Source organism: Ruegeria sp. HKCCD4884 (assembly GCF_013110855.1).
In the GTDB taxonomy this organism is placed as follows: Bacteria; Pseudomonadota; Alphaproteobacteria; order Rhodobacterales; family Rhodobacteraceae; genus Ruegeria.
Genome location: NZ_WVRJ01000021.1, coordinates 32,519 through 57,279 on the forward strand (window position 1 = coordinate 32,519; position 24,761 = coordinate 57,279).

19 protein-coding genes are annotated in these 24,761 nt (G+C 52.8%); 10 read left to right on the forward strand and 9 right to left on the reverse strand.

Features of this window, described 5'->3' with window-relative positions; genetic code table 11:
* Positions 1–1,038 precede the first annotated feature (1,038 nt).
* Positions 1,039–1,203 carry a hypothetical protein gene (locus tag GS636_RS21555; protein WP_171672624.1) on the forward strand — a complete coding sequence of 55 codons (165 nt, stop codon included), beginning with the start codon at positions 1,039–1,041 and terminating at the stop codon, positions 1,201–1,203.
* A gap of 414 nt (positions 1,204–1,617) precedes the next feature.
* Here GS636_RS21555 and GS636_RS22970 read toward each other — a convergent pair whose 3' ends face one another.
* On the reverse strand, positions 1,618–3,009 hold the full coding sequence (locus GS636_RS22970; RefSeq protein ID WP_171672626.1) for a tetratricopeptide repeat protein: 1,392 nt from the start codon (positions 3,007–3,009) through the stop codon (positions 1,618–1,620).
* Positions 3,010–3,117: 108 nt separating this feature from the next.
* Between GS636_RS22970 and gntH the strand changes: the two genes are divergently transcribed.
* The 4 genes from gntH to GS636_RS21580 all read left to right on the forward strand — a co-directional run bounded on the left by gntH (position 3,118) and on the right by GS636_RS21580 (position 8,307).
* Complete coding sequence (gntH, locus tag GS636_RS21565; protein ID WP_171672629.1) at positions 3,118–4,449, forward strand: guanitoxin biosynthesis MBL fold metallo-hydrolase GntH; 1,332 nt, start codon at positions 3,118–3,120, stop codon at positions 4,447–4,449.
* Between the two features lie 64 nt (positions 4,450–4,513).
* Positions 4,514–5,323, forward strand: coding sequence for a hypothetical protein (locus GS636_RS21570; RefSeq protein WP_171672631.1), 810 nt, complete (start codon positions 4,514–4,516; stop codon positions 5,321–5,323).
* Positions 5,274–7,043, forward strand: a complete 1,770-nt coding sequence (locus GS636_RS21575; RefSeq protein ID WP_171672634.1) for a hypothetical protein — start codon at positions 5,274–5,276, stop codon at positions 7,041–7,043. The genes GS636_RS21570 and GS636_RS21575 overlap by 50 nt, the downstream gene beginning before the upstream one ends.
* Before the next feature lie 13 nt (positions 7,044–7,056).
* The gene (locus GS636_RS21580) at positions 7,057–8,307 is read left to right on the forward strand and encodes a HupE/UreJ family protein (protein WP_171672636.1); all 1,251 of its coding nucleotides are present in this window, start codon (positions 7,057–7,059) and stop codon (positions 8,305–8,307) included.
* Between the two features lie 332 nt (positions 8,308–8,639).
* Here the strand turns inward: GS636_RS21580 and GS636_RS21585 are convergent, their stop codons facing one another.
* Positions 8,640–9,227: a TetR/AcrR family transcriptional regulator gene (locus GS636_RS21585; protein ID WP_371808765.1), complete on the reverse strand. Its 588-nt coding sequence runs from the start codon at positions 9,225–9,227 to the stop codon at positions 8,640–8,642.
* A gap of 80 nt (positions 9,228–9,307) precedes the next feature.
* On the opposite strand from GS636_RS21585, the gene GS636_RS21590 reads away from it, so the two are divergent.
* On the forward strand, positions 9,308–9,781 hold the full coding sequence (locus tag GS636_RS21590) for a cupin domain-containing protein (protein ID WP_171093398.1): 474 nt from the start codon (positions 9,308–9,310) through the stop codon (positions 9,779–9,781).
* A gap of 260 nt (positions 9,782–10,041) precedes the next feature.
* Here GS636_RS21590 and GS636_RS21595 read toward each other — a convergent pair whose 3' ends face one another.
* On the reverse strand, positions 10,042–10,683 hold the full coding sequence (locus GS636_RS21595; protein ID WP_171093400.1) for a TetR/AcrR family transcriptional regulator: 642 nt from the start codon (positions 10,681–10,683) through the stop codon (positions 10,042–10,044).
* 87 nt (positions 10,684–10,770) lie between these two features.
* Between GS636_RS21595 and GS636_RS21600 the strand changes: the two genes are divergently transcribed.
* From GS636_RS21600 to GS636_RS21610, 3 genes are all read left to right on the forward strand, one after another.
* Positions 10,771–11,931, forward strand: coding sequence for an efflux RND transporter periplasmic adaptor subunit (locus GS636_RS21600; RefSeq protein ID WP_171672642.1), 1,161 nt, complete (start codon positions 10,771–10,773; stop codon positions 11,929–11,931).
* Between the two features lie 12 nt (positions 11,932–11,943).
* On the forward strand, positions 11,944–15,087 hold the full coding sequence (locus GS636_RS21605) for an efflux RND transporter permease subunit (protein WP_171672644.1): 3,144 nt from the start codon (positions 11,944–11,946) through the stop codon (positions 15,085–15,087).
* 392 nt (positions 15,088–15,479) lie between these two features.
* A complete protein-coding gene (locus tag GS636_RS21610) occupies positions 15,480–16,817 on the forward strand; it encodes an adenylate/guanylate cyclase domain-containing protein (RefSeq protein ID WP_171672646.1) in 1,338 nt (445 codons plus the stop codon).
* A 153-nt stretch (positions 16,818–16,970) separates the two neighbouring features.
* On the opposite strand, the gene GS636_RS21615 is transcribed toward GS636_RS21610, so the two are convergent.
* Entirely contained in the window at positions 16,971–17,534 is a 564-nt protein-coding gene (locus tag GS636_RS21615; protein WP_171672649.1) for a phosphohydrolase, read from the reverse strand.
* Between the two features lie 52 nt (positions 17,535–17,586).
* Between GS636_RS21615 and GS636_RS21620 the strand changes: the two genes are divergently transcribed.
* Positions 17,587–18,213, forward strand: a complete 627-nt coding sequence (locus tag GS636_RS21620; RefSeq protein ID WP_171672651.1) for a TetR/AcrR family transcriptional regulator — start codon at positions 17,587–17,589, stop codon at positions 18,211–18,213.
* Positions 18,214–18,684: 471 nt separating this feature from the next.
* On the opposite strand, the gene GS636_RS21625 is transcribed toward GS636_RS21620, so the two are convergent.
* From GS636_RS21625 to GS636_RS21645, 5 genes are all read right to left on the reverse strand, one after another.
* Positions 18,685–19,440: an ABC transporter ATP-binding protein gene (locus GS636_RS21625; RefSeq protein ID WP_171672653.1), complete on the reverse strand. Its 756-nt coding sequence runs from the start codon at positions 19,438–19,440 to the stop codon at positions 18,685–18,687.
* Between the two features lie 9 nt (positions 19,441–19,449).
* Positions 19,450–20,205 carry an ABC transporter ATP-binding protein gene (locus tag GS636_RS21630; protein ID WP_171672656.1) on the reverse strand — a complete coding sequence of 252 codons (756 nt, stop codon included), beginning with the start codon at positions 20,203–20,205 and terminating at the stop codon, positions 19,450–19,452.
* Between the two features lie 10 nt (positions 20,206–20,215).
* Complete coding sequence (locus tag GS636_RS21635) at positions 20,216–21,421, reverse strand: branched-chain amino acid ABC transporter permease (protein ID WP_171672658.1); 1,206 nt, start codon at positions 21,419–21,421, stop codon at positions 20,216–20,218.
* A 3-nt stretch (positions 21,422–21,424) separates the two neighbouring features.
* Entirely contained in the window at positions 21,425–22,456 is a 1,032-nt protein-coding gene (locus tag GS636_RS21640) for a branched-chain amino acid ABC transporter permease (RefSeq protein WP_171672661.1), read from the reverse strand.
* Positions 22,457–22,562: 106 nt separating this feature from the next.
* Positions 22,563–23,909, reverse strand: a complete 1,347-nt coding sequence (locus GS636_RS21645; RefSeq protein WP_050606077.1) for a substrate-binding protein — start codon at positions 23,907–23,909, stop codon at positions 22,563–22,565.
* Positions 23,910–24,761: the final 852 nt, after the last annotated feature.

Here is a 24,761-nt window from a genome sequence, read left to right on the forward strand (position 1 = left end):
GCCCCCACCGTTTTATCGTAGGATACTGTAGTTGTAGCGTAGCGTTTGCTGCTATTTTCTTTATTTTATAAGGCAATCAGCGTGCTCTAACGTACTGCATCGTATTTAGAGCACTCCCTTGGTAAGGGAGAGGTCGAGAGTTCAATTCTCTCCAGCAGCACCATAAATCCCTTTAATTATAACCTGTTACGCGAACCACTAGATATAGCGGTTATGCGCCTTTAAGCATTCCTTAAGAAAAGCCTCCGCCCACCGAAGTGGACAGAGGCCAAAGACATTGTTTAGATTCAAGAGGTTGATTATTCGCTCGGCTCCCTTACCAAATGCCAATTCTCTACCTCTCCTTCGGCTCGCCTGTAGGCGTTTAGCAACCACGCATAGATGTCGGTTTGCCTGCGTGTCCCGGCAGCAGAAGCAACTTCTCTGGCTCGATCCATCAAAAAGTGTTCCGTGTCGGAATCAAGTCCGAACATTCGGACGGCAAACGCGGCGAGTTCAGTTCTGTCAAAATCTATAAACCTGACAAACCAACAGTTGGGTCCGTTAGGTATCTTCGCGACTTCCTCGAACGCATAGATATTCGTAGTTACATACTGAGCTCTGTAGGCGGAAGGAAATCGATCGCCAGTCATTCTGCTGCCATCAATTCATTGCCTTTACCCAACTCCTTTAGGAAGGCATCCTGAAGTGCAACCACCTCTTTCCAGTCAAAGCCCATGTGCATTGCACGAACGGCGACAGTGATACAGTTGTCAGTTTGGTAGCACACAGGGACCATCGTCTGAGGTTCCGGACCAAACTCCTCTGTATCCCACCAAAGCCAAAATGCTTCAGTGAATTCGGGGAACGCTCCGCTTGCACAATCGGGTTTACGTCCGTTTCCGTCGCACCAAGGATACGCCTTATCTTACAGGTCCCAAAGCGTTAAAACTGTCCAAACATCTGATTTTTTAGGATAATTACTCCTGAAAGGGTTTTGCTTTGGTAAAGTAAACCCTATCTCAGCTGTACAATCTATGGTAGAGGACGAGTACAAACATGGACGTTAACACGACTGCACGGGTGATCTATTTGGCCCTTGCTGATTACGAGGCGATACCGGAGGCCGAGCGACCGACCCGCAGGGCGTTTGCCCAGATGGGCCAAGGACAGCATTACATGCGCAGCCGAACGCGACTATGCCCGCATTTCCAAGGCGGCTAAAAGCAAGAGTTCCAAGCGGTTCGCCAGGCTGAAGAAACCAATGACGCCAAGGCGCAAGAAACAGCTTCACGACTGGGCGCGTCGCATCGCGTATCAGGTCAATAGCAAGCGGGAGGTGGAAAAGCCGCGCAAAGCCAATCGCCGTCGATGAATATCAGCTTTAGTCCGCATAGCAGGCCTTGGCGCAACGTGCAGCGAACGACTGCTCTGAGCCCAAAGTGACCGATGTTGCGTTCGGCACAAATGTCAGCACTGCGCAGAAAGCGGACTTTGCAAAGTCGCACAGAATGTCTCTTACTTGGATTTCCGATACCGATCTCGGTTCTGCACTAGTGAAGTTTGTTTCGTCCTAAGCACTCGTGCCAGTAGAGATTTTTGTTACCTTGGCACTGCTACCCGCCTTTTTCCATCACCCTATCGTTCTGGGCTTACCCATCCTTGTTTTCGTAACTCGCGTAGCACGGCTTCTGCGTTCTCGACGTCTTTGTGGATACTTTTGAGCATCGCATCTATCGGCGCTTCCGGCCATGCACGCTCAAGTTCAGCCAGCTTGGCTTTAGCCGCACGGTCTTGCCCCATGGCTGACAACGCTGCCGTTACATAAGCTAGTGAAGGAGCGCTGAGTGGGTCCCCAATTTGCTTTGCCTCTTCAAAGCGCTCTACCGTCGTTTGATAGTCACCCAGATGAAAATACGTCGCGCCCGAAATGTTTCGATTTGCAAATCTTTGGTTACTGGAATCCAGCAGAGAGAGCCTGTCTGCTGTTTCTATTGCTTCCTCAAACTCGCCTGAAAACATGGCCACCGCGCCAAGAAAATCGAGTACCGCACCATCATTCGGGTCAAGTTTTGATGCGCGTCTACTGAGTTGCAGCGCGGCGTCATAGTCGCGATTGGCGAAAAAGGCCCAGCTTTTGGCAGACTGGCTCCAGGCTTGGTCTGGAGCAAGGCTGACGGCTTGGCTCGCCAGCTTCATGGCGGCATCAGCATATTCGGTCTTGGCATCGGACGGCGGAGTTATCACCGCAAGGGACGCGAGTGCCTGTGCTGCACCAGCATATCCACCGAAATACTCTGGGTCGATCTCGATTACGCCTTCGAACACAGACAGAACAAGTAGCTGCCGCTGTCGGTCGAAGATCGGAAATATCATTGTCCGCGCTTGTTGCGCTAAATTGAATGCTTGTAACGCGGCTGGGGATTTTTCGTAAATTGCCGCACGCTGCAAGTACGCGTTCGCGTCAGTTGCAGATAGACCTCCGACTTCGGCAGAAGCAGTTTCTTGTCCATCTTGGGCAAGACCAACTGCGACCAACGCACCAACGACGGCCCCAATCGTAAACGCCCCTATGGGTAGTCCAAAGCGTTGGGCATTTGTTGAGATTGATACTGCACCGATTTCAGAGACATTTTCGAACCGCGGCCTATATCCACCGCTATCGATACACATTCGTACCGGATCATCCTTTCCAATACCCTCGTAATGCAGTTCCAAGAACTGGCGAAGCCGCCGAGCGTCGACGCGAACGATGTTTTCCGGATCGGTCCCCTCTGAGGTATCGCGGTCATAAACATCTTGAGCGATAGTCTTGCTGCGAATTTGATCGCCCCGTCCAGCGAGCTCTTCCTCGACGATGTACGTCAGGAACGCCTGAAGTCTATCGGATCCATCTAGATGAGCGTCAGCAAGTAGCCTGCCAAGGGCAGTGCGTTTCTCACTGTCCGAGATGTCTTTAGAATACCTCACCATATTCTTATTTTTGCAGCTATCAGCGCGTGAGTCACGCCGATATTCACCGTGAGTCACTTACGTGAATGCTTCCTAAGCCTCAGACTGATAACCGAATTAGCGGGCCGGAATGCGAAATTCCGCATTCCCAGCTTGCCAATCTACTTAGCGACTGGAGGATGACACATGGCCCAACGTATGAACTACAGGAGTCTTAGCAAGCACTTCGCAATCGGTGTAGTATTTGGCGCTTGGGCTGTTTCTCCACAAGCGGTCACTGAAGCCGTCATCGATTTAGTTGCGCCTTCGGCAGCATATGCGCAGGAAACAGATGAAGTTTCACCGACGACGGTGCGTGATCGCCCGCGCGATGTATACTACCCCAATACCGAAGATCTTGCCGAAGACGAGATGCGGGTCATCGCGTGTGGAACTGGAATGCCGACAACGCGGGCTGCACAGGCTGCTGCGTGTTTCCTTGTGGAACTGGGCAACGGAGACAAGTTCTTGTTCGACATTGGCTCGGGATCGGCAGAGAGAATTTCTTCCCTGCAAATCCCATACAATTATTTGAACAAGGTCTTTATCGGCCATCTTCATACTGACCATTTCGGCGCGTTGCATGACCTTTTCATCGGTGGCGCATTGATGGGACGGAATGTGCCCTTGCGGGTATGGGGACCAAGTGGACCTGCCGAAGAGCTGGGTACAGCATACGCCTTGGATCACATGCAGAAGATGTTGACCTGGGATCTTGCCGGGCGTGCCGGAAACGTGGATTTCCGAGGCTATTCCATGGAAGTCAATGAGTTTGACTACAAACTGGAGAATGAAGTCATTTATGACGAAAACGGCGTCCAAATTAGAACGTTTCCGGCCATTCATTCGATTGACGGCGCTGTTAGCTATGCGCTGGAATGGAACGGGCTGAAGTTTGTATTTAGCTCGGACACTTACCCCAACAAATGGTTCAAAGAGTATGCAAAGAACGCCGACTTGGCGATCCACGAGTGCTTCATTGCGGTTCCGGAACTTGTCACAAAAATGAGGTTTACGCCGGAATCCGCCTTGCTTGTCGGAACCCAGGTCCACACTGCGCCGGAAGCCTTTGGAAAGGTCATGAGTGACATCCAGCCGCGTATGGCCGTTGCCTACCACTTCTTCAATGACTTCGATACCTCCACCGGCGTTTATGAGCGTATCCGATCCACCTATGACGGGCCATTGAGCATGGCGGACGATTTCATGGTCTGGAACGTAACAAAGGACGACATAACCGTTCGCATGGCGGCGACAGAAGAACGTACATGGTCACCGCCGCTTGCCGCACCGGCTGAAACTCCATCGCAGGACGACAAAGCTGAATTTGCTGAGCGAACAGGCGTATCGCTGGAGGCAATGCAATTCTCGGACTTTACAAAGCAAGGTTACGATGACGTGGATGACGTTCTACGGCCGATCTTTGAAGAGGCTTCGGAAGTGCTAGGCCAAGAGTTCCCGTATCCGGGCGATGAATAAAGCCAAATTTGACCGGCGCGACTTCAACACGCGCCGGTTCTTTCAACGCTAACCGGATTTCCCCATGCGATACGCCCCACTGATTTCTCGCTATTTGTTCTGTGTTGGATTGTTGCTTGTCGCGATATCCCACGCAGCAAGCGCCCAGTCACTTGCACGTTCCGAAGATGATGAAGGCGGTTGGCGACACTCAATCACGCCCTATCTTTTTCTACCGCTCAGCACGACTGGCACATCAACCATTGATGGTACTAGCGTCGGTTTGGACTTGAGCCTGAGCGAGGTGCTGGACGTGCTGCAAGGCGCAGCTTCCGTACGCTATGAAGGCTGGAACGGGGATTTCGGGATCATCTCCGAGGTCTACTACGTAAGGCTCGGTGAAGACGGAACCTTACCGAGTGGAAATGCAAACGTTGATGTTGATGTCCGGCAGACCTTTGTAAACGTTCAGGGGGCTTACCGATTTGCGAACGGGGTCAATGCTTGGGGTCGCCGCTATGCAGCAGATGTAGCAATTGGTGTTCAGTGGAACCGGCTAAAACAAGAAATCGACATTGCGGGTCCTGGACCCGGTGTAACGCTGGGCGGAACAGAGGATTGGTTCGAGCCTATGATCGCGCTCCGCTATGCGATGGAAATCAACGATAAATGGAGTTTCGCCAGCCGCGCTGAACTGAGTGGCTTCGGTGTGAATGGCGATGACCTGCAATACCTGCTTCTGGCTGGGCTTGACTGGAAAAGCTGGGAGAACACGTCACTGCGGTTTGGCTATCAGTTCTATGGAATTGACTATTCCACTGACCGCTCAGGTGGGGAGTTTGCTTATGATGTGGACCAGAATGGCATCTATGCTGCTGTCGCGTTTCATTTCTAGGATTGGCGAATGCAGCAAGACATGGGTTTGGGTGGGCTCAGCGCTCGCCAGTTTCGCGATTGGCGCAAACCCATCGATTGCTGATCTTGTGTCCCCCTACGGCGGAGAAACCGCGCCGAACTTTGTCGAGCTTTTGGTGCAGCCTGATCATGTGCGGGTTATCCTTGAGGTCGATTTGAGCGACTATCCCATATTCGTCATTCCAGATGATGGTTCGGGTACGTCTCTGGCCGAGCGTACGGGTCAAAACCTTCAAATCTGGGCAGACGAAGAGGAACTTACCAGCACAACGAATACGATTGATGTGCGTCCCAGAATTTCCCGGCAAACAGCAACGAGCGCACAGTATCGACCGCGACCCCGCAGCGAAAATGTTGTCTACGTCGATATGGAGTTTCCGTTCGCTGGTAAACCCGAACGGATCAAGTTCATTCCCCCCCTAAGTTCAGACGGGATTCCCTTGGCTTCACTTGGGGTTGTGGCCGAGCATATGGGCGTTCCGGTGACAGACTATCGTTACCTTTCTCAGGCTGAGACAATACTACCGGACTGGGACGATCCTTGGTTTAGCAAATTTGAGAACCCAAACCTCACCCGACACCACAAGTCCCCGATGATGTCTTTTCTGGCGATGGAACCACGTGTCGTTCGGCACGAGATCATATTGCGTTTGAAAGACTATGAGACTTGGGCGGATTTGGACTTTGGAGACGCTGATCGACTGACCACAGATGATGTCACCAGGATCAAGTCTGGCGTCTCGGACTTTTTTAAGACTAAAAACCCGCTCGCCGTCGACGGCAAGCCGATGAAACCGGAAACTGTGCAGGTCTCACGTATCAAAGTTGGGGCCGAAGGTTTGCGTGTTCTTCCGGATGAAGCGGAGGCAAACCGAAAGTCGATGCTGTTGGGTGTTGTCCTTTCCTATCCGGTTGCGACCTTGCCGAACCGAGTTGATCTGGCATGGGAGCTCTTCCCAGATGGCCTGGATGTTATTCCGATCACCCTCTCTGATCCGGCAGGGGCGGTCCCCTCGCAGATTTATGCAACTGACCCCGTTGTAAGTTGGAACAACCACCTGAAAACTTGGGTAAACCCAAAAACGGAGCCGGTCGTTGTCAAAGTCGCAGGTGTAGCTCAGGTGCCTTCGTTTGCGTTCGGCTTGGGTTTTCTGTGTTTGATATGCGCCTATTTTTCGTTTCAGCGTGCAAATGGTCAGCGTCTGATCTTGTTTGGGCTGACCGGGGCATTCGGTGCCGCCGCGATTGTCACGTATTCACTGAGCAACCCGTCGACAGCGCCAAATCCGGATGAGATCGCGACGCATCAAATCGTAGAAGGGTTGGTGACCAACATCGGAACCACCATGCTTGAGACGCGAGGTGATAATGCCCTGGCGGCGATGGAGCCATATGTCGAGGCGGTCAATCGCGACAAGGTTCAAACCGAAATGCGTCGTGGCTTGTCAGTTACCTTACCCTCTGGCGCCATGGCACGCGTCGAAGCGATTTCTGACCTGAACGTCGAGAGCTTCACGCCAGGCGAAGAAAGAAATCAGCATCAGGCCCTCGCTAATTGGACTGCCCGCGTAAGCGGAGGCCATTGGGGGCATCTACACAGGCAAGCGGTTTCTTATCGTGGCTTGCTAGACGTTTCGCGGCACGGCGATCATTGGATGCTTGATGACCTGACGATTATCAGCGCAAAAACGGGAGGATAATTCAGTGCCTATCGTGAGGTTGTTTTTTGCCACGTTCCTGTTTGCCATGGTCTTTTTGTTTGCAGGTACAGCAGAGGCGCATTTCAATCTCAACCAGAATGTCCGCATTCATCATGTGGCCCATTCGAAAGATGGGTTAGATGTCTATTTACGCCTTCCGATGCCTTATTTGGTTGCGGAACTCGTCGGTCCAGAAGGTACGGACGGTTTGCCTGCACCGGCTCCGTACACATACAATCTGATCGAAGATGGCGTGCTCATGCACTACTTGGATCAGGTCGCATTTCACAAAGACCAATCCGGTTTGGCTCGTATTGCTGAAAACGGCTTTGTACTATCTGTCGGCGGGCACCGACAATCGGCAGAAATCGTCTCGATAAGACTACACTCGGTGGGGCAAGAACCTGGATTCGCCACGCTCAATGAGGCACGTTCGGCACTTGCGCAAAAAGATGTTTTGCCAAGAACCCAGGAGATTTATGTTGGCGAGGTGATGGTTGACGTGCACCTGCGCTTTGTGACGGGAGAAGTTGGAGCTTACAGTGTATCCTACACTTCTGATCCGGGGCTTCCTGGACAAGAAGAAACGGCAAACCTGATCCTCGACTATAACGGGCAGGATGTTCGTACATTTCGCGCACGGGGCCTGATGCATACCCCGGTTGATGTTTCCGGATCAGCGACCGCAGCCGCTTCAACCTTTTTCGTTGAGGGAATCCGGCACATTTTGGAAGGTCCAGATCATGTTCTTTTTGTGCTTTGCATGATCATCGGCGCCTTGAACTTGCATAGCCTTCTGGCCCGCGTCACAGGCTTTACCTTGGGCCACACGGTAACACTGATTTTGGGTTTTTTTGGCTTCGCGCCGAGCGGAGCGTGGTTCATCCCAACTGTCGAATTGGCAATAGCACTTTCAATAATCTACGCAGCTGCAATGGCGGTTTGGCCACCAGAGAAAGGACATGGTGACCTGAAGGCTTTTGCCATCACGTCCGGAATTGGGTTGCTGCACGGGTTTGGGTTCTCCTTCATGTTGCACCAGATTCTACGTGTTGATGCTCCTAACGTTTGGCACAGCTTGCTGGCCTTCAATGTTGGGGTTGAGGCTGGACAAGTCATTATCGTTCTATTGGTCTGGCCATTGGTGTTGTTGCTTCGCAAACAACCAGGCCGCATCTGGGTCAGCTCTCGCGCTGTTATTGCCGCATGCGCAAGTCTGGTCGCAATGGTTTGGGTGGTAGAGCGGGCAGAGTTCTTTCTCTGACACTTGCGTTGTTGACATGAAGCACGCAGCCGCTAGCGATCTGACACGCGGCTTTCGCAGATTTACGGTCAGTTCTTTGCATGTCACTCAATCTGCAAAGTCTTGGATTGAATGTCCGCTTCGGCTGTCTGCGGTCCTCCGGTGAAAACGGGCCAATGGCGGCAAAGTCCCGCAAAGCAGACGTTCAAGCAAGTTGCAGCGAACGACGGATTGGCGGACTTTGCGGACATCCGCATTTTTTTCCAAAGGACCGCAGTTAGCCCTGAAACGGACGTTAAACGGGTGTCTATTTGCCAGTAGTTTTAAGTTAAAGTAGGCGTCTGAATCCTGCCTCAGTTTTTTGGCAAGTACCGATCTAACAGAGCGTCGACCAACCCTTCCTGAAGTTGGTAACCGGTTTCTTCGTTCACACGCAAAATGTCTTCAAGAATAACAAGTTGTTCCATGCCCGTCGTCATGGACAATCGCTTCGCCAGGTCATCAATTTCCTTCGGCTCAAGCAATCGGTGAACTGGCGCAAGTGCTTCCGAAAAAGCCGCCACTCTTCTAGCACCACGCATTTTGACCGTTCCATCTTCAAGAGATGCCTTGAGTGATTCCGCCAGAAACTGCCGGAAGTGCGCCTCATGAATCCGAGAAAATTCCAGATAGTAACGCGCGACCACATGTACACGGCTCCTAACGTCATCCAGCCCCTCGAGAAGTTCTGACGTTGGAGTGACGTCAAGATCCAGCGTCGCATCTAAGGCTAAGACACTCGGGTCAGAAAAGTAGCGATAGACCGTCGCACGGCTGATTTTGGCGCGTTCAGCGACTTTTGCCAGCGTGACTTCCTTGCCTTCCGACATCAGGTCACGTGCAGCCGAAAGAAGTACTTCTCGCGTTCGGTTGATTTGATTTGTACGAGGCGCCAATTCCAAGCCTTTTGTGATACACTTGTCTCATAAGTAGATATATGTATCATAAGAGAGGTATGTTTCAAGTAAAGGGAGTCGCAGTAATGACTGAATCTCGCCCGCGAATTTATCATCTTCTTGGGAACCTTTTGACCTTTCATGCCTTTCCCAATGAGACAGGAGATCGTTGCACAATTGTTGAGATAAAGACGGCACCTGGTGCCGGTGCACCACCCAATCATCATGCTGGCGAAGATGAGAGCTTCTATGTGCTCGATGGTGAATTCGAGTTCTTTTTGAATGGTGAGACAGTCAACGTCAAATGTGGTGACTTCGTTAAGGTTCCAGACGGCGCAGTGCACGCCTTTACATGCACCGGAGAGCGGCCTGGCCGGCTACTTTGCATCAACGCCCCCGGCGCGATGCATGACACTTTCTTTACTGAAGCCGGTGAAACAATGCCTGATGGCACGACCGATATCCCAGCGCCAGATGGACCACCAGACATTCCGGCGATCATGGCCGTAGCGGACCGAGTGGGAATGACAATCCTGGCGCCAGCGGACGTTCCCAGCTAACGAACGCGCGTGCATAGCTCCGGGTTGCGAAACGGAGGCTTTGGTACAAAGCCTCTGCCGTACACCTTACCTTGTAGTACTGGCTCAACCCGAAGCCGACATTCACGACGAGACCTTGCGATTCAGGATAGCGGACATTCGCGGCACTTTCCAAAAATGTCTTCTACGTGAACCAAAGCAATCGTTTAGGCGCAGGCGCGATAGCGGCATAGATCGTCTGCTCTCAGTGCTTGGTTGAGTTCGTTTTGCCTTGAGAACGCTCAACTCAGCATTCTTTCCGAAACGTCCTCAAGTAGGGCATGAAGATCGAACTCTTCGCCTTTCTCCGCAAGCCCTTTGTCATGCAGAATGAACGACAGCCCGTGCACAAAACTCCACAACAAAAAACCACGGCGGCGAACTTCGTCTGTGATTCCCGGTTCACCGAGACACTTTGCTACTTCAGTTAAAAGAATCCCGAAGCTTTGCTGGCCGCCTTCCTCCAGCCGGGGGTCCGCAATACGGTCTGTGAAGCCGCCAAATTTCAGTCTGAAGATTCCGGGCTCATTTAACGCGAAGGCAATATACTCCATTCCTATGGCAGTAAGGCGCTCGGGAGATCCTTCAGGAACACCTTCCAGCGCGGCAAGCATTTTGTCTCGGTGCCGATCCATTCCTTCAAGGACAGTGGCAACCAGCATTTCTGTCTTGTCTTTGAAGTGCTTGTAAGGTGCCGCGGTTGATACGCCCGCACGTCTGCACGCCTCGGATACAGAAAAACTGTCCGGACCTTTTTCTTCAACCAACTGTCGGGTTGCTTCGATCAGTGCAGCGCGGAGATCGCCGTGATGATAGGCTTTCTTGCTAACGGAAAGACCAGCCGCTTGTCTGTTTGTCGGATGATTTTTTTCGGTGCTGCTCATGATCCAACATGTGCCAGATCACGTATCTCTTGTCAAAGTGAGAACTTCTAACATATGTTAGAGACGCTAACTTGATGAGGTCCCCAAATGCCGAATCCTGCAATTTCATCTACTGAAGCGACCAAACCGAGCCCACTTGCACGTGTGTTGCGCGGCACTGTGCGCCTGGGAGTGACCGTCAGTTTTTTAGCTGTTGCAGCGGCCGCCGTTTACTTTGGCGCATCCGAGCTCACCCGTAGAGCGGACGCTGTACCCGCACCGGATGCCGCCGCTGTGACACCCGTGTCCGTGACACCGATCACGTCCGAGAGCGCTTACACAGTCGACCGTGTATTCATCGGGCAGGTCGAACCTCAGCGTTCGGCAGATATCTCTTTCGAACTGAACGGGACGCTGGATCAAATTCTGGTGGATGAGGGTGATGAGGTTGCCAAGGGTCAACTTCTTGCGACACTGGACATCGCACTGCTGGAGGTCGAACGCGACCGTCTGACAGCATCACGTGACGCCATTGCAGCCCAACTTTCATTTGCAAAGAAAACGGTCGAGCGAAACGCGAAACTAATTGAACAAGGCTTTACCAGCCAAGCCCGTTTGGACGAGGCCGTTTCTCAGCAGGATGAATTGCTATCTAGGATTGGCGAGTTAGATGCGGCCTTGCGTGATGTGACCGTTCGAATCGAGAAATCCAGTATCGAAGCCCCGTTTGCCGGTCGAATAACCGCGCGACACGTGGATGGCGGTGAAACTTTGCGCTCGGGCGAGTTGGTTCTGGGTATGGTCGAGGTCGTGTCGCCGCAGGTTCGGATAGGTATCCCTCTCGATATTGATCCGGCGCTGCTGACTGACGTTGAAATCGAAATTGCAGGTCAAAGCTATCAGGCTGAGCTTGCAACTTTACGGCCCGATATTGACCCGGTGACCCGAACCCGCACCGCGCTGTTCGGTTTGAAGAACGCGCCGGACGTTGCTTTCGGACAAACCGCACGTGTGCATGTACTCGATCCCGTCCAAAGTGCGGGGACCTGGGTGCCTACAACATCTCTGAAGGAAGGAACGCGCGGGCAATGGACATTGCTCGTTGCCGACGCGCAAAAAACTGTGCGGCTAGCGGCGGTCGAAGTGCTGCATGCCGAAGACGACCGCGTCTTTGTGCGTGGCGCGTTTCCGGATGGCACCGTCCTGATCGATCAGGGGCCGCAGCGAGTCAGCGTTGGTCAACGCGTTGCCTTCAACACTGGCGAGTAACGGAGCGATCTGATGGAAACCCTTACCTTTCGCCACCCCAGGCTGGTTGCCCTAATCGTTTTAGTGCTTGTATCCGCAGGTCTGTCTTCGTTCCTGTCTCTTGGGCGACAAGAAGACCCTACGATCACCAACCTCTTCGCAACTGTAACGACACAGTTCCCGGGTGCAGATCCAGAACGGGTTGAAGCGCTGGTCACTGCAGAAATCGAAGAAGAACTGCGTAAAATCGCCGAGGTGGATGAGATCAGTTCAGTCTCCCGCTCGGGTGTGTCGGTCGTTTCGGTAGAATTGCTGGAAACGCTAGACGAAGCCACCATTGAGCAGGTTTGGGCCGAGGCTCGGGATGCCGTCGAAGATGCGCGCCAGAACTTTCCGGCAGGAGTCTTGCCGCCGGAGTTCGATGCCGAGGGCATTTCTGCCTATTCTGCGGTCATTGCAGTTGCGGCCGAGGATCCAGACTTTCCGTTAACTTTGTTGTCACGTCATGCCGAAGCACTGGGCGACAGATTGCGTGCGATACCTGCCACGCGAGCAGTGGACTATTTCGGTCAGCCAGAAGAAGAGGTGCTCGTAAGCGTTGATATGGACAAGGCCGCTGCGCTTGGGCTTGGCGCTGCCGAGATTTCCCAGCGGATCGCCGAAGCAGACGGAAAGGTTCAGTCTGGGCGGTTGCAATCTGATGTCGACCTGACCATCGGCGTCAGCGGAGAAATTGAGAGTTTGGATCGCATTCGGAGCATCGTCCTGCGTGAAAACGCAGGCGGTGCCGTGGTGAAGCTCGGAGATATTGCAAGCGTAGACCGTGGCGCACGCGAACCGCAGTCCTCAATCGCGTTTGCCAACGGAAAGCCCTCCGTTTTGGTCGGGATTCTGGCGCAGGACGGCGTACAGATCGACCGTTGGACAGGCTTCCTTCGGGATGAGCTTGATGCCGGCGCCGCGTCGGTACCTTTGGGCATGCAGGAAATACTGCTATTTGATCAAAGCCAGTACACGACGGATCGTTTGTCAGAGGTTGGGGTCAACATGGCCATTGGCGTGGCTCTGGTCGTGGCAGTTTTGTTTGTTACGTTAGGGGTTCGGGCAGCCGCGATTGTGGCTTTGGTTTTACCGGTTGTCTCATTGGCGACCCTGGCGACGATGAACATGATTGGATTGCCAATTCATCAGATGTCTGTGACCGGACTGATTGTTGCCCTCGGACTGCTCGTTGACGCAGCCATCGTGATGACCGATGAAATCCGACGTCGTCTGCAGGATGGGATGGAGCGACTTGCAGCCGTACGAGATGCTGTTCGCAGGTTGGCCGCGCCACTGCTGGCATCGACCGTGACAACGGCGCTTGCCTTCACGCCGATGATATTGCTGCCGGGACCCGCAGGCGATTTTGTCGGCGCCATCGCTATCGCCGTGGTTCTTATGCTTGTCTGGTCCCTGGTTGTGGCCTTGACTGTGACTCCGGCGATTGCGGGCTGGCTACTGTCCGATCGCCCAGACGCAGGAATGCTGAGCCGCGGTATCAGCATCCCGCCACTTGCCCGTATGTTCGAGGCCTCAATTCGATTGTCTGTTGCTAATCCTGTGCGATCCATCGCGTTGGCATTGATCTTGCCGGCGCTTGGCTTTGCGGCCTTTCCAACGCTGACCGCGCAATTCTTCCCGGGCGTCGACCGCAACCAATTCTATATCGAAGTCGATATGCCGGGTGGAACGTCAATTGCCACCTCCGAAGCAACCGCCCGCCAGATCGATGAAATGCTGCTGGCTGACGACGGCGTCAAAAGTGTCTACTGGACCGTCGGAGAGTCCGGCCCGGCATTCTACTACAACATCGTTGGAAACCGCTCACGCGAGCCTGGGTTCGCACAAGCTATGATCACGACCGACACGGCCGACGACGCCGCCCGCCTTGTTGGAACGTTGCAGAGTCGTCTGGATACTGGCTTTCCTGACGCGCAGATCATCGTTCGCAGTCTTGTTCAGGGCCCTCCGGTCGACGCACCGGTTGAAGTCAAAATTCAGGGGCAGGACATCACGGTATTGCGTGATCTGGGCGACGAGGTGCGTTCAGTCATGGCCAATCTCGATCTGGTAACCCAGGCGCGTGCCAGCGTGAACGGAGGCAACCCTCAAATCCGGTTCGAGATTGATGAGGTCAAAGCGCGTCTGCTGGGACTGGACGTTGCGGATATAGCTGGTCAGCTGGACACGGCGCTTGTTGGCATCACCGGTGGATCACTGATCGAAGGGACTGAACAGTTGCCGGTGCGCGTTCGCTTAGGTGACGAGGTGCGATCAGATCTAAGCGCGATTTTCAGTATGCCTATCCTACTGCCAAATGCAGCTGCGATATCTGCGACTGGAGCCTTCCCAGCGGTACCGCTGTCGGAATTGGCCAAGCCCGTGATTGAGCCGGCAGAAAGCGTAATAACTCGAACGGACGGTACGCGCGAAAACACTATTCAGGCGTTTATCGTACCCGGTGTTTTACCTGAAGAGGCCTTGCAGGACGTACTAGAAGCACTTGATGCGTCCGGGTTTGTGTTGCCGCAAGGCTATTCGATGTCCTTAGGCGGCGACAGTGATGCCCGATCCAACACCGTGGGCAATCTGCTTGCCTCTGTTGGTTTGATTGTGACACTCTCCATCGCGACCATCGTTCTGACCTTTAACTCGTTCCGGCTGACCCTTGTGACCTTGGTCGTGTGCGTGTTGTCTGCAGGCCTTTCAATGCTGTCGCTGGCCGTTATGCAATTCCCGTTCGGAATTACGGCGATCATCGGGGTCATCGGATCGATCGGGGTTTCGATCAACGCGGCGATAATCATTCTGACCGGGTTGCAACAAGACGCTGACGCAAGCCAAGGTGACCGAGCGGCCATGGCGCGCGTTGTGACTGGTTCAAGTCGGCACATCATCTCGACAACAATCACAACCTTTGGCGGCTTCCTACCCCTGATCATAGCTGGAGGAGCATTTTGGCCGCCATTCGCCGTTGCAATCGCCGGGGGGGTGCTGTTGTCGACTGTCGTATCGTTTTATTTCACTCCGCCCGTGTTCGCGTTGGTTTATCGTGGTAAGTTCGACAATCCGCTTGAGGCAGAAAACCAGCATTCCCAGCCTCAAGAAGCTATTGTTGCGCTTGTGGCAGAGTGAGGATCGAGACTACTTCTCCTTGCGAGTTAGTATGTTTCAAAGCCGTCGTTGTTCGAAGCAAGGTTCAATTTCTGCTATGGGCAGCACGCTGAACTCTGCAAAGTCTGGTTTCTGCGCTTTGCTGTCGTTAGCGCGGGCTGCAGCACCCGGTAACTTTGGGGCTCGATGCGGTCATCGACTGCACTCGGCATGAGCGGCTGCTTCGCCGGAAATGCAGACCTCCAGATTTTACATGATAATTATAATCCTTACATGACGCAAGTTGCGCTCAACCAAAGAGATCATTGACCGATAGGCCAAACGAACTTCAATATGATCATGCGCTGGCTCCGTCGCGAACCACATTGAAATTATGGGCGGAGGATTGGCCAGAGAACGACTGGGAGGGGCGCATGACTGCCAATGTGGAGACCCTTTTCACCGAAAGCGACGGGCTATCCATCGCCTATCAAGTTTGGGGCGATGGGCCGCGCAATCTTGTGTTGGTCCCCGGAATGATTTCGCATCTGGAAGCGTCTATGGAAAATCCGGGCTACCTGCAGTGGATGACAGCGCTCAGCTCGGTGGGAAGATTGGTGACCTTCGACAAACGCGGCAACGGCATGTCAGACCGCATTCAGGGGACACCAACCCTTGAAGAGCGCGTCATGGATATAGAGGCTGTGATGGATGTCACTGAAATGACCTCAGCCACGGTCATTGCTTTCTCCGAGGGGGCTTCACTTGCCTGTGTCTATGCCGCGATGCGCCCCGAGCGCGTCGAACGTCTGGCTTTGTGCGGCGGGTACGCTCAAGGCCGTCTTACTCGCGGTTACCTGACCCCCGAAAGCCTTAAAATCGCGTTGAAGCAGTTTCGCGAGAATTGGGGGAAGCTCTATAAACCTCACCCATTCTCGGCTTTTGGCCCAAGTGAGGACGATGTTGAAGCTCAGGAAGCATGGGCGCATTTCCAAAGGATGAGCGCGACCCCTATTACAGTCGCCAACCTGTTCGAATTGGCTGCCCGGATAGATATCCGGGAATTGCTGCCTTCTATTTCACAACCCACTTTGGTTATACATCGCGAATTTGAAGAACCCAACGGGGCTGATTGCGCCAAGGATTTTCTGCGTTTGATGCCATCCACTGAATACAAAACCATACCCGGCCACGAGCATGTGCCATGGGAAGGCGACGTGGACAGCTATGCGGCCGCAATCGTCGAGTTTGTCACCGGCGAAGCATCGGCGACGATCCAACCCAAGCGCACCCTTGCTACCGTTCTGTTCTCAGATCTCGTCGCGTCCACCTCACAACAAGCACGTATCGGTGATGAGAATTGGCGCGACCTTATGAACCGCCACGATGACGTCTGCGCAAACCAGATCTCTCGACACGGTGGTCAACTGGTGAAATTCACCGGCGACGGCGTGCTGGCGACGTTCAGTTCTCCTACAAGTGCGCTGGCCTGCGCTGGTTCGTTACGTGAAGCGTTGTCTGCAATCGACCTTAACGCACGCTTCGGCGCTCACACAGGTGAGATTGAAATTCGCGGCGAGGATATCAGCGGCCTTGGCGTGGTCATAGCCGCTCGAGTGATGGGCCAAGCCCAGGAAGGACAGGTTCTGGCATCCGATCTCACGCGGCAACTGATGCTTGGTGCGCCGTTCGAGTTTCAAGACTGCGGTGAGCACGAGTTGAAGGGCGTTCCAAATTCTTGGAGACTGCACGCGGTCAGCCCTACGAACTAAACAACTTGGAACCCTGGCCTTGCCTACTGGTCTTAAACACGGAATCCGATTGTCGGCTTTGGGCTCATTGCAGACGTTCGTCGAAAATTCGTGAAGGACCGCATCGCGGACAAAGCGAACTTTCGCTGCGGCTGCGCCAATGACTGCTTTCAACTACCACTTAAACACGTGACGTAGGACGCGGAGGTTGCCGCTAAGCTTGTTGCCTCCCAAATCCCCGGCAAGCCTTTGCAAGACGTCGCCAAAATCATAGTTCGGGATTGCATCTTGCACGGCCTTAACTTGCGCCCGCGTCAAACCTTTACGAATTTTGCCATCGGTCGCATCGACCCAATCGCCCTTGCGAACGGCTTCTACGATACGCTGGTTTGGGCCGCGATAGGGGAAAACCTTGTGATGCCAGTGGATCGCATCCTGCAGCAATTGAGGATCAAACCCCCAACCATATTTCTCGTTGTCGGCCAAGGCATGTTCTTCCGATGGTTCCAGATAGGCAAGTTCGTTCTCTGTCCAGAGGCCAATGTCGTGGTACACAAATGCGGTTTCGACCAAAGGTCTTGCTTCTTCGTCGCCATCAAGAAAGTGCATTGCATAGGTGATCACACGATACACGTGACCCCGGTATGCCAGGTAATCGTCGCCAATGATGTCACGGTAAGGGGCAAACAGGCTTTCTACACGATCACTATGATCGATAATATGAATCTCATCGGGCATCTTGCAGCCTCGCTTGGAATTGGTTGGCATGAGTTGTAATCAGGTGATTACAATGACGGGTAAAGATAAGTCAACAGGTGATTACATGAGTGTTTCATTAAACCAGCAAAAGATGTCTAGCGCGAAGCAGCGCAATCCATCCGCGACCAAAGACGCTCTGCTTGATGCAGCGCGAAAAGAATTTCAGCGGGCGGGGTATGAGGCGGCAAGCACACGCAATATCGCGTCGGATGCCGGGTGCAATGCCGCGCTCATCAATCGTTACTTTGGCTCGAAGATCGGCTTATTCGAAGCTGTCATGGAGGAATGTATTGATCTTGCCCCCCTTCACGGCCTGTCACCAAATGAGATGGTTGAGGCATTGACTGACATCGCCTTGGACAAAGCTGACCCAACGGGTGGCTTTGACCCTATGGTCGTCGCTATCAAGTCTTCCGGTTCCGAGGAAGCGCATGACGTTATTCGCAACAAGCTCGGTAACCCGATGGTCGAGCAACTTGCTGCTTTGATCGGCGGTAAGGACGCTGATCAAAAGGCTGGAATGTTACTCAGCATCGTCTCAGGAATGTTCGTTGGTCGTGTTTCGGTGGATGCTGATGCTCTTTCTGCAGAACATGACGATGCCTTGAGAACGTTACTAGGTCAGGCGATGACGGCCGTGTTGTTGTCAGAGACGTAGAATACGTCTGGTGATTTGATATTCTGCTTCAAAGGGGCCATTCGCGCATGGCGCAGCATTTGGAAAAATAGGCTCCGGGCAATCACCTGAGTGTTTTTATCTAATGACTGCTAAGCTCCGCTTAAAAGTCGTTCGGTAACGCAAATCCGATTTTTTTGCTTCCAATGACCGCTTCCAGCGATTGCAGATGCTGGTGAAAAAACCGTCTATGACCGCTCTGCGGACAAAGTCGCCGTTAGCCGCACAGCAGCGTTCAAACACCTTCTGAGTGTCGCTCCGCGGACACAGTGGACAAAGAGATCTTGTAAAACTAGAAAATTCATCCGGTCTTAACTGCCGGGCTATTTTCTCGCCTCTATGCTTCCAACTTTTCCATTTAACGCAAGTAAGTTCACTAAATCTGAAGCAAACATGTGCTTTGGACACGATTTAGACCTGCATGCTTGGTCTGATTAGCACGGAATACGCGAGCTAGATCGCTAGATATTCCTCACGCAGGGTGGTGTCCTCAAGCACCTCTTTCGCAGTACCATCAAATACAATAGTCCCAGTATCTAGAATGATCGCACGATCTGCCAACTCCAAAGCGCGTACGGCGTTCTGCTCAACGATTATCGTGGTCATACCCTGTTGTTTAACGTGAATGAGAGTCTTTTCGATTTCATCGACAATGACAGGAGCCAATCCCTCATATGGTTCATCCAAAAGTAAGACCTTGATGTCCCTCGCCAAGGCTCTGGCGATTGACAGCATTTGCTGTTCGCCTCCTGACAGTGTAATTCCCTCTTGTTTTCTTCGCTCCCCCAAACGTGGGAACAACTCGTAAAGCCGTTCCAGTGACCATCCGATTGGCGGGGCAATCTGAGCAAGCAGTAAGTTTTCTTCAACAGTCAGGCCAGGAATAATGCGCCTATCTTCTGGCACAAGACCCAGGCCTGCTGCTGCAGCTTCGTAGCTTGTCATGTTGTGTAGTGGCTTATGGTCTAGCCAGATTTCGCCATGTCTTACTTCAGGCTCTCCAACTCTTGCTATCGAACGAAGTGTTGAGGTTTTACCCGCACCATTGCGCCCAAGAAGAGCCAGGATTTCACCTTCGTGCACATTGAAGCTGACGCCTTGCACGATGTAGCTTTCTCCATAGTAGGAGTGCATATCCCAAACGGAGAGAAAAGCGGGGGCCGTGCTGGCCAAATTGGCGTTTTTCGAAAAGTCAGGTTTCTCGTTCATAGCTTTTCCTTACGCAGCCTCGCCTAGATAGGCCTCGCGAACCTTGGGGTTTCCGCGAATGTTCTCAGGAGTGTCTTCAACCAAGGGCGTACCCTGAGCCAGAACTGTAATGCGTTCGGCAAGGCTGAAGACCACATGCATATCATGCTCGATGATTGCGATGGTGATGTCGCGTTCATCCTTGATTTGTTTTAGCAGGTCAATTGTGTTGTTTGTATCCGCCCTCGCCATCCCCGCCGTTGGTTCATCCAGTAACAATAGCCGCGGGTTTTGGCTAAGGCACATGCCAATCTCAAGCCGCCGCTTGTCACCTCGAGACAGCGAAGCTGCATGCATTTCGCGTTTGTCCGCCATGTTCATCTCTTCCAGCATTGCTTCGGCTTGTTCAACGATGTCACGTTCGTTCGCGATGGTCTCGTATGCGTGCATCCGGAATGCACCGTCACGCATCGCGAAAATCGGGATTAACATGTTCTCCATCACCGTCAGTTCACCAAAAATCTCTGGCGTCTGGAACACGCGACTAATACCCATCTGGTTGATCTGGAAGGGCTCAAGCCCCAACACCGAGGCGTTGTCAAACAATACGGAACCAGTGTCTGGCATAAGCTTCCCCACCAGACAATTAAGCAAAGTCGACTTGCCAGCGCCATTGGGTCCGATGATCGCGTGAACTGAGTTCTCCTCCACACTGAGATTTACGTCTGTCAGTGCCTTGAGGCCGCCGAAGCGCTTGCTCACGTCTTTGACTCTTAGAATTGCCATAGCTCGCCCCCTATTCCGCCGGTTCCGTTTTGCCCGACTTTGCATCGTCAGCTTTTGATTTCTTGCGCTTCATCCGGTTGAGCAAACGCTGGCCACCTTCGACAAGACCGCCTGGCAAGTAGATTACGACTAGCATGAAAAGGATGCCAAGCGTCAGATGCCAACCTTTTCCAATGAACGGATGGATCACAAATACTACCGCGTCCTCCAAACCGTCAGGCAGGAACGCAAACCAACTGTGCAACACGTTGTCGTTGATCTTCGAGAAAATATTCTCGAAATATTTGATAAAGCCTGCACCCAGTACTGGACCGATCAAAGAGCCTGTACCTCCTAGGATCGTCATCAGAACAACCTCACCCGAAGCGGTCCACTGCATACGCTCTGCGCCTGCTAGCGGGTCCATCGCGGCCATCAGCCCACCAGCTAGACCAGCATACATGCCAGATATAACAAACGCCGCCAACGTGTACGGCTTTGAGTTTAGGCCGGTGTAGTTCATCCGTTGCTGGTTTGATTTGACGGCCCTTAGCATCATGCCGAAAGGCGAGCGGAAGATGCGGATGGACAGATAAAACACCACCATCATGATTACTGCACACAGATAATATCCCGCGTTAAAATCAAAGCTCCATGCTCCCACGTCCATAGTATAGGTTGCGCGCATCGGCAGCCCGAACAGATGTGGCAGATCCGGTGAGTTGGCTCCCTGCAGGATTTGCGGATCGTCTGCATAAACCTGCAGACCGGTTTCCCCGTTGGTCAGGTTAAACTTGGGGTTCGACAAGACAGAGTAGGCCAATGCAAAACTCATCTGCGCAAAGGCCAGCGTCAGGATCGAAAAGTAGATGCCCGACCGACGCAGACTGATAAACCCAATCAGCAACGAGAACAACCCAGCGACTAAAACGCTGAGCGCGATAGCTGGAATGATATTGTAACTCAGCAACTTGAACATCCATACGGCTGAATACGATCCGACACCCAAAAAGGCCGCATGACCGAATGACAGGTATCCGGTAAGGCCGAATAGGATGTTGAACCCAATGGCAAAGATGCCAAAGATCACGAAGCGCTGCATCAAGTCCGGATAACCCGCGTTAAATTGCGCCATGGCGCTGCCTTCGGGGAACGGGTTCAGAATGAACGGTGCCAGAAGGGTGAGAAGGCCGACGATGATCAGAAGGCTGGTGTCTTTTTTGTTCAATCCAAACATCGATTATTCCTCCATCACGCCTTTGCGTCCCATCAACCCTCGCGGGCGTGTCAGAAGCACAATGATGGCAACAAGGTAGATGATGATTTGGTTGATCCCGGGGATTGTTGTGGTAGCCCAGGTTGTTGAAGCAAAACTCTCCAGGATGCCCAATAGAAAGCCAGCCAGAACGGCTCCAGGCAGCGAGCCCATGCCGCCGACAACAACCACAACGAAGCTAAGAACCAGAAAGTCCATCCCCATGTGATAATTTGGCGGGTTTAGCGGACCGTACATTACACCAGCCAAACCGGCCACTGCGGCGGCGATACCGAACATAATCGTAAAACGACGGTCGATGTTTATTCCCAGCAAGCCTACGGTCTCGCGATCCGCCATTCCGGCGCGCACGACCATGCCGAACGTGGTGAATTGCAGGAATGAGAAAACAGCGCCGATAATGGCAACTGCAAATCCGAAGTAAACCAGACGCCAAATCGGATAGATTATGGCGTTGGGGTCAAATCCAACCATTGTGCCAAGGTCGATGGAACCGCTCAGCGCGTCGGGCGGGGGCGTTTGGATTGGATTGGCGCCGAAGAAATATTTAACGATTTCCTGCAACACGATCGCCAGACCAAACGTCACAAGGATCTGGTCAGCGTGAGGGCGCTTATAGAAATGCTTAATCAACCCGCGCTCCATGACGTAGCCAACTGCTAACATGATCGGGACCGCAAACAGGATAGCCAGCGGAACAGACCAGTCGATGATCGTCGCACCGGCCTCTAGGCCGAACCAAGCCTCGACGTAAGGTGTTTCTACCTTCAATGGGTTGCCCAGAAAGTCGGTTTGGCTCTCGTCGATAGTCACAAAGCTCAGGTTCATGAGCTTTTGCAGAGTAACGGCACAGAACGCACCGATCATGAACAGTGCGCCGTGGGCGAAGTTCACAACGCCTAGCGTTCCAAAAATGAGCGTCAGCCCCAGCGCTATCAACGCATAGGCCGATCCTTTGTCCAGACCGTTTAAAATTTGCAATAGGATGGCGTCCATTGGCCCCACCTCAGGGTTGGTCAGTGTGAATTGATTGATATAACAGGATCAACCCTGTTTAAGATGTCTGGCCACCGCTTTGATGGCCAGACTTAGACACGCGGACTTACGCGCCTGGATTACACTCACCCAGTGATCCACCCGAAAACATCGGATGCTCGGGGTCGTATTCGACCTGCGCACGCGGTGTGATCTCGACGATTTCCAGAGTGTCGTAGGCATTGGTCGGGTTTTCGTTGCCACGAACGACCAACACGTCTTTGAAGCACTGGTGGTCGGCGCCGCGATACCAGGTCGGACCGTTGCCTAAACCGTCGAACTCGAAGTCTTCTAAAGCTTCAACAACGCCGCATGGGTTGAATGTACCAGCACGCTCGCAGGCATCAGCGTAAAGCAGAACTTGTGCATAGCAAGTCTGTGCAGAGTTGGACGGCGGTTTGCCGTACTTTTCACCAAAGGACTTAACAAAAGCCTTGGTGCCCTCATCTTGAAGCTGCCAATTCCAGTTCATGGAACCCAGCACGCCTTTGATGTTCTCACCCGCACCAGCGGCCATCAGTTCCGAATACAACGGAACGACGATCTTGAAATCCTTGCCGTTGGCCACTTTGTCGAGCAAGCCGAACTGAATTGCGTTGGTGAGTGAGTTCACCATGTTGCCGCCGTAGTGGTTCAGAACCAGAACATCAGCACCTGAGTTCAATACCGGAGTAATGTAGGAAGAGAAGTCCGTCGAGGCGAGCGGTGTTTTGACGGTGTTGACAGTTTCCCATCCCAAGGCTTCGGTCGAAGCAACAATCGACTCCTCCTGCGTCCAACCCCAGTTGTAGTCAGCTGTCAGGTGATAGGCACGGCGCTCTTTGCCCATCTCGGCCGCCAGCACCGGCGCGAGCGCTGCTCCCGACATGTAGGCGTTGAAGAAATGGCGGAAACCATTAGCCTTCTTGTCTTTGCCAGTCGTGTCGTTGGCGTGGGTCAGGCCTGCCATGAAGATCACGCCTGCTTCTTGGCAGAGACCCTGCACAGCAACGGCCACGCCGGATGACGAGCCGCCGTTGATCATGATGGCACCGTCTTTTTCGATCATCGACTTCGCCGATGCACGTGCAGCGTCTGATTTCGTCTGCGTGTCGCCTGTGACGAACTCGACCTTTTTGCCGAGGATACCGTTGCCTTTCAGTGCTTTCGAGGTGAAGGTGTTCAAGCAACCCCCATCTCCCTCTCCATTGAGATGTTCGACGGCCAACTGTTGCGCAAGTAGCTCGTCATTGCCCTCTTCAGCATACGGCCCTGTCTGGGGAACGTTGAAGCCCAGGGTTACGGACCCTCCGGTAGGTTCGTTGGTGTAAGCAGCAGCCGACGAAGCCGTGAAGATCGTAGGCAGGGCCAGACCGGTACCTGCGACGGCACCAGACTTCAACACGCCGCGGCGTGTGACAGATTTAGTGGTCATTAATTCCTCCCATTTCCCTTTCTTTCGTCATTTGGCTCCTCTTCCAGCAGACGAAAGCGCACTTATGTGCAAATCAATAATGGGAAGCCGATAGAAAATTTCACAACAACTTACTGGATTTGAAACAAAATTTTGTTAATTTTTTTACTAATTTTACCTAATTTTGTAAATATTTTGCGACCTAGAAGTTTAAATTCTCCACGTTCCATATAGTTAAGTGCAAAATGCTAAACCCAATACTTTTGTTGTGAATGGTATCGCACGCGTTAGTGGGCAAACGCTGAGGTTAAATCGCTAGTGCGGACCAGCAATTCTAGTTCCAATTTGACACTAGGTGTTCTCGGATATTAGGTGTCCGCGTGCAAGGGAGCCTGTTTTACCATTTGTCACATTGGGCTCAACCCGGTCATCTGACAAAAACTGTCGGATGACGGCTTTCCAGCGAAACCCCCTGCCCGCACTTAAACGCATTTTTCAAAATGTCCCTCAACCTTTGGCAGCCCCACCTAAGCGGTCTACCTCCCAATAGTGAAACTTTAGAACGAAGTAGATGTAGGCAGACAAACCTGCCGCAACGAAGCACCAGATTGACGTCAAGGCATGAGAAGCAAAGAAGAACCCCAAAGCAACGGAAACGACAATTAAATACCCAAAACCTCGTAAGCCTTTATCGCTCGATCCCACAAGCGGAACGCAGATCACCAAAGCGTAGAAAACACGTGCAAAGTTCCTCGTAGTTTCGGAAGGGAACGTTTCTATGTTTTCATCCTGAATGGAGTGTTGCGCTAGGCCATTATCTAGGGTCAGGACCCATTGATTTCCGCTTGGGTGCGTGATTCACGGTTCGAAAAT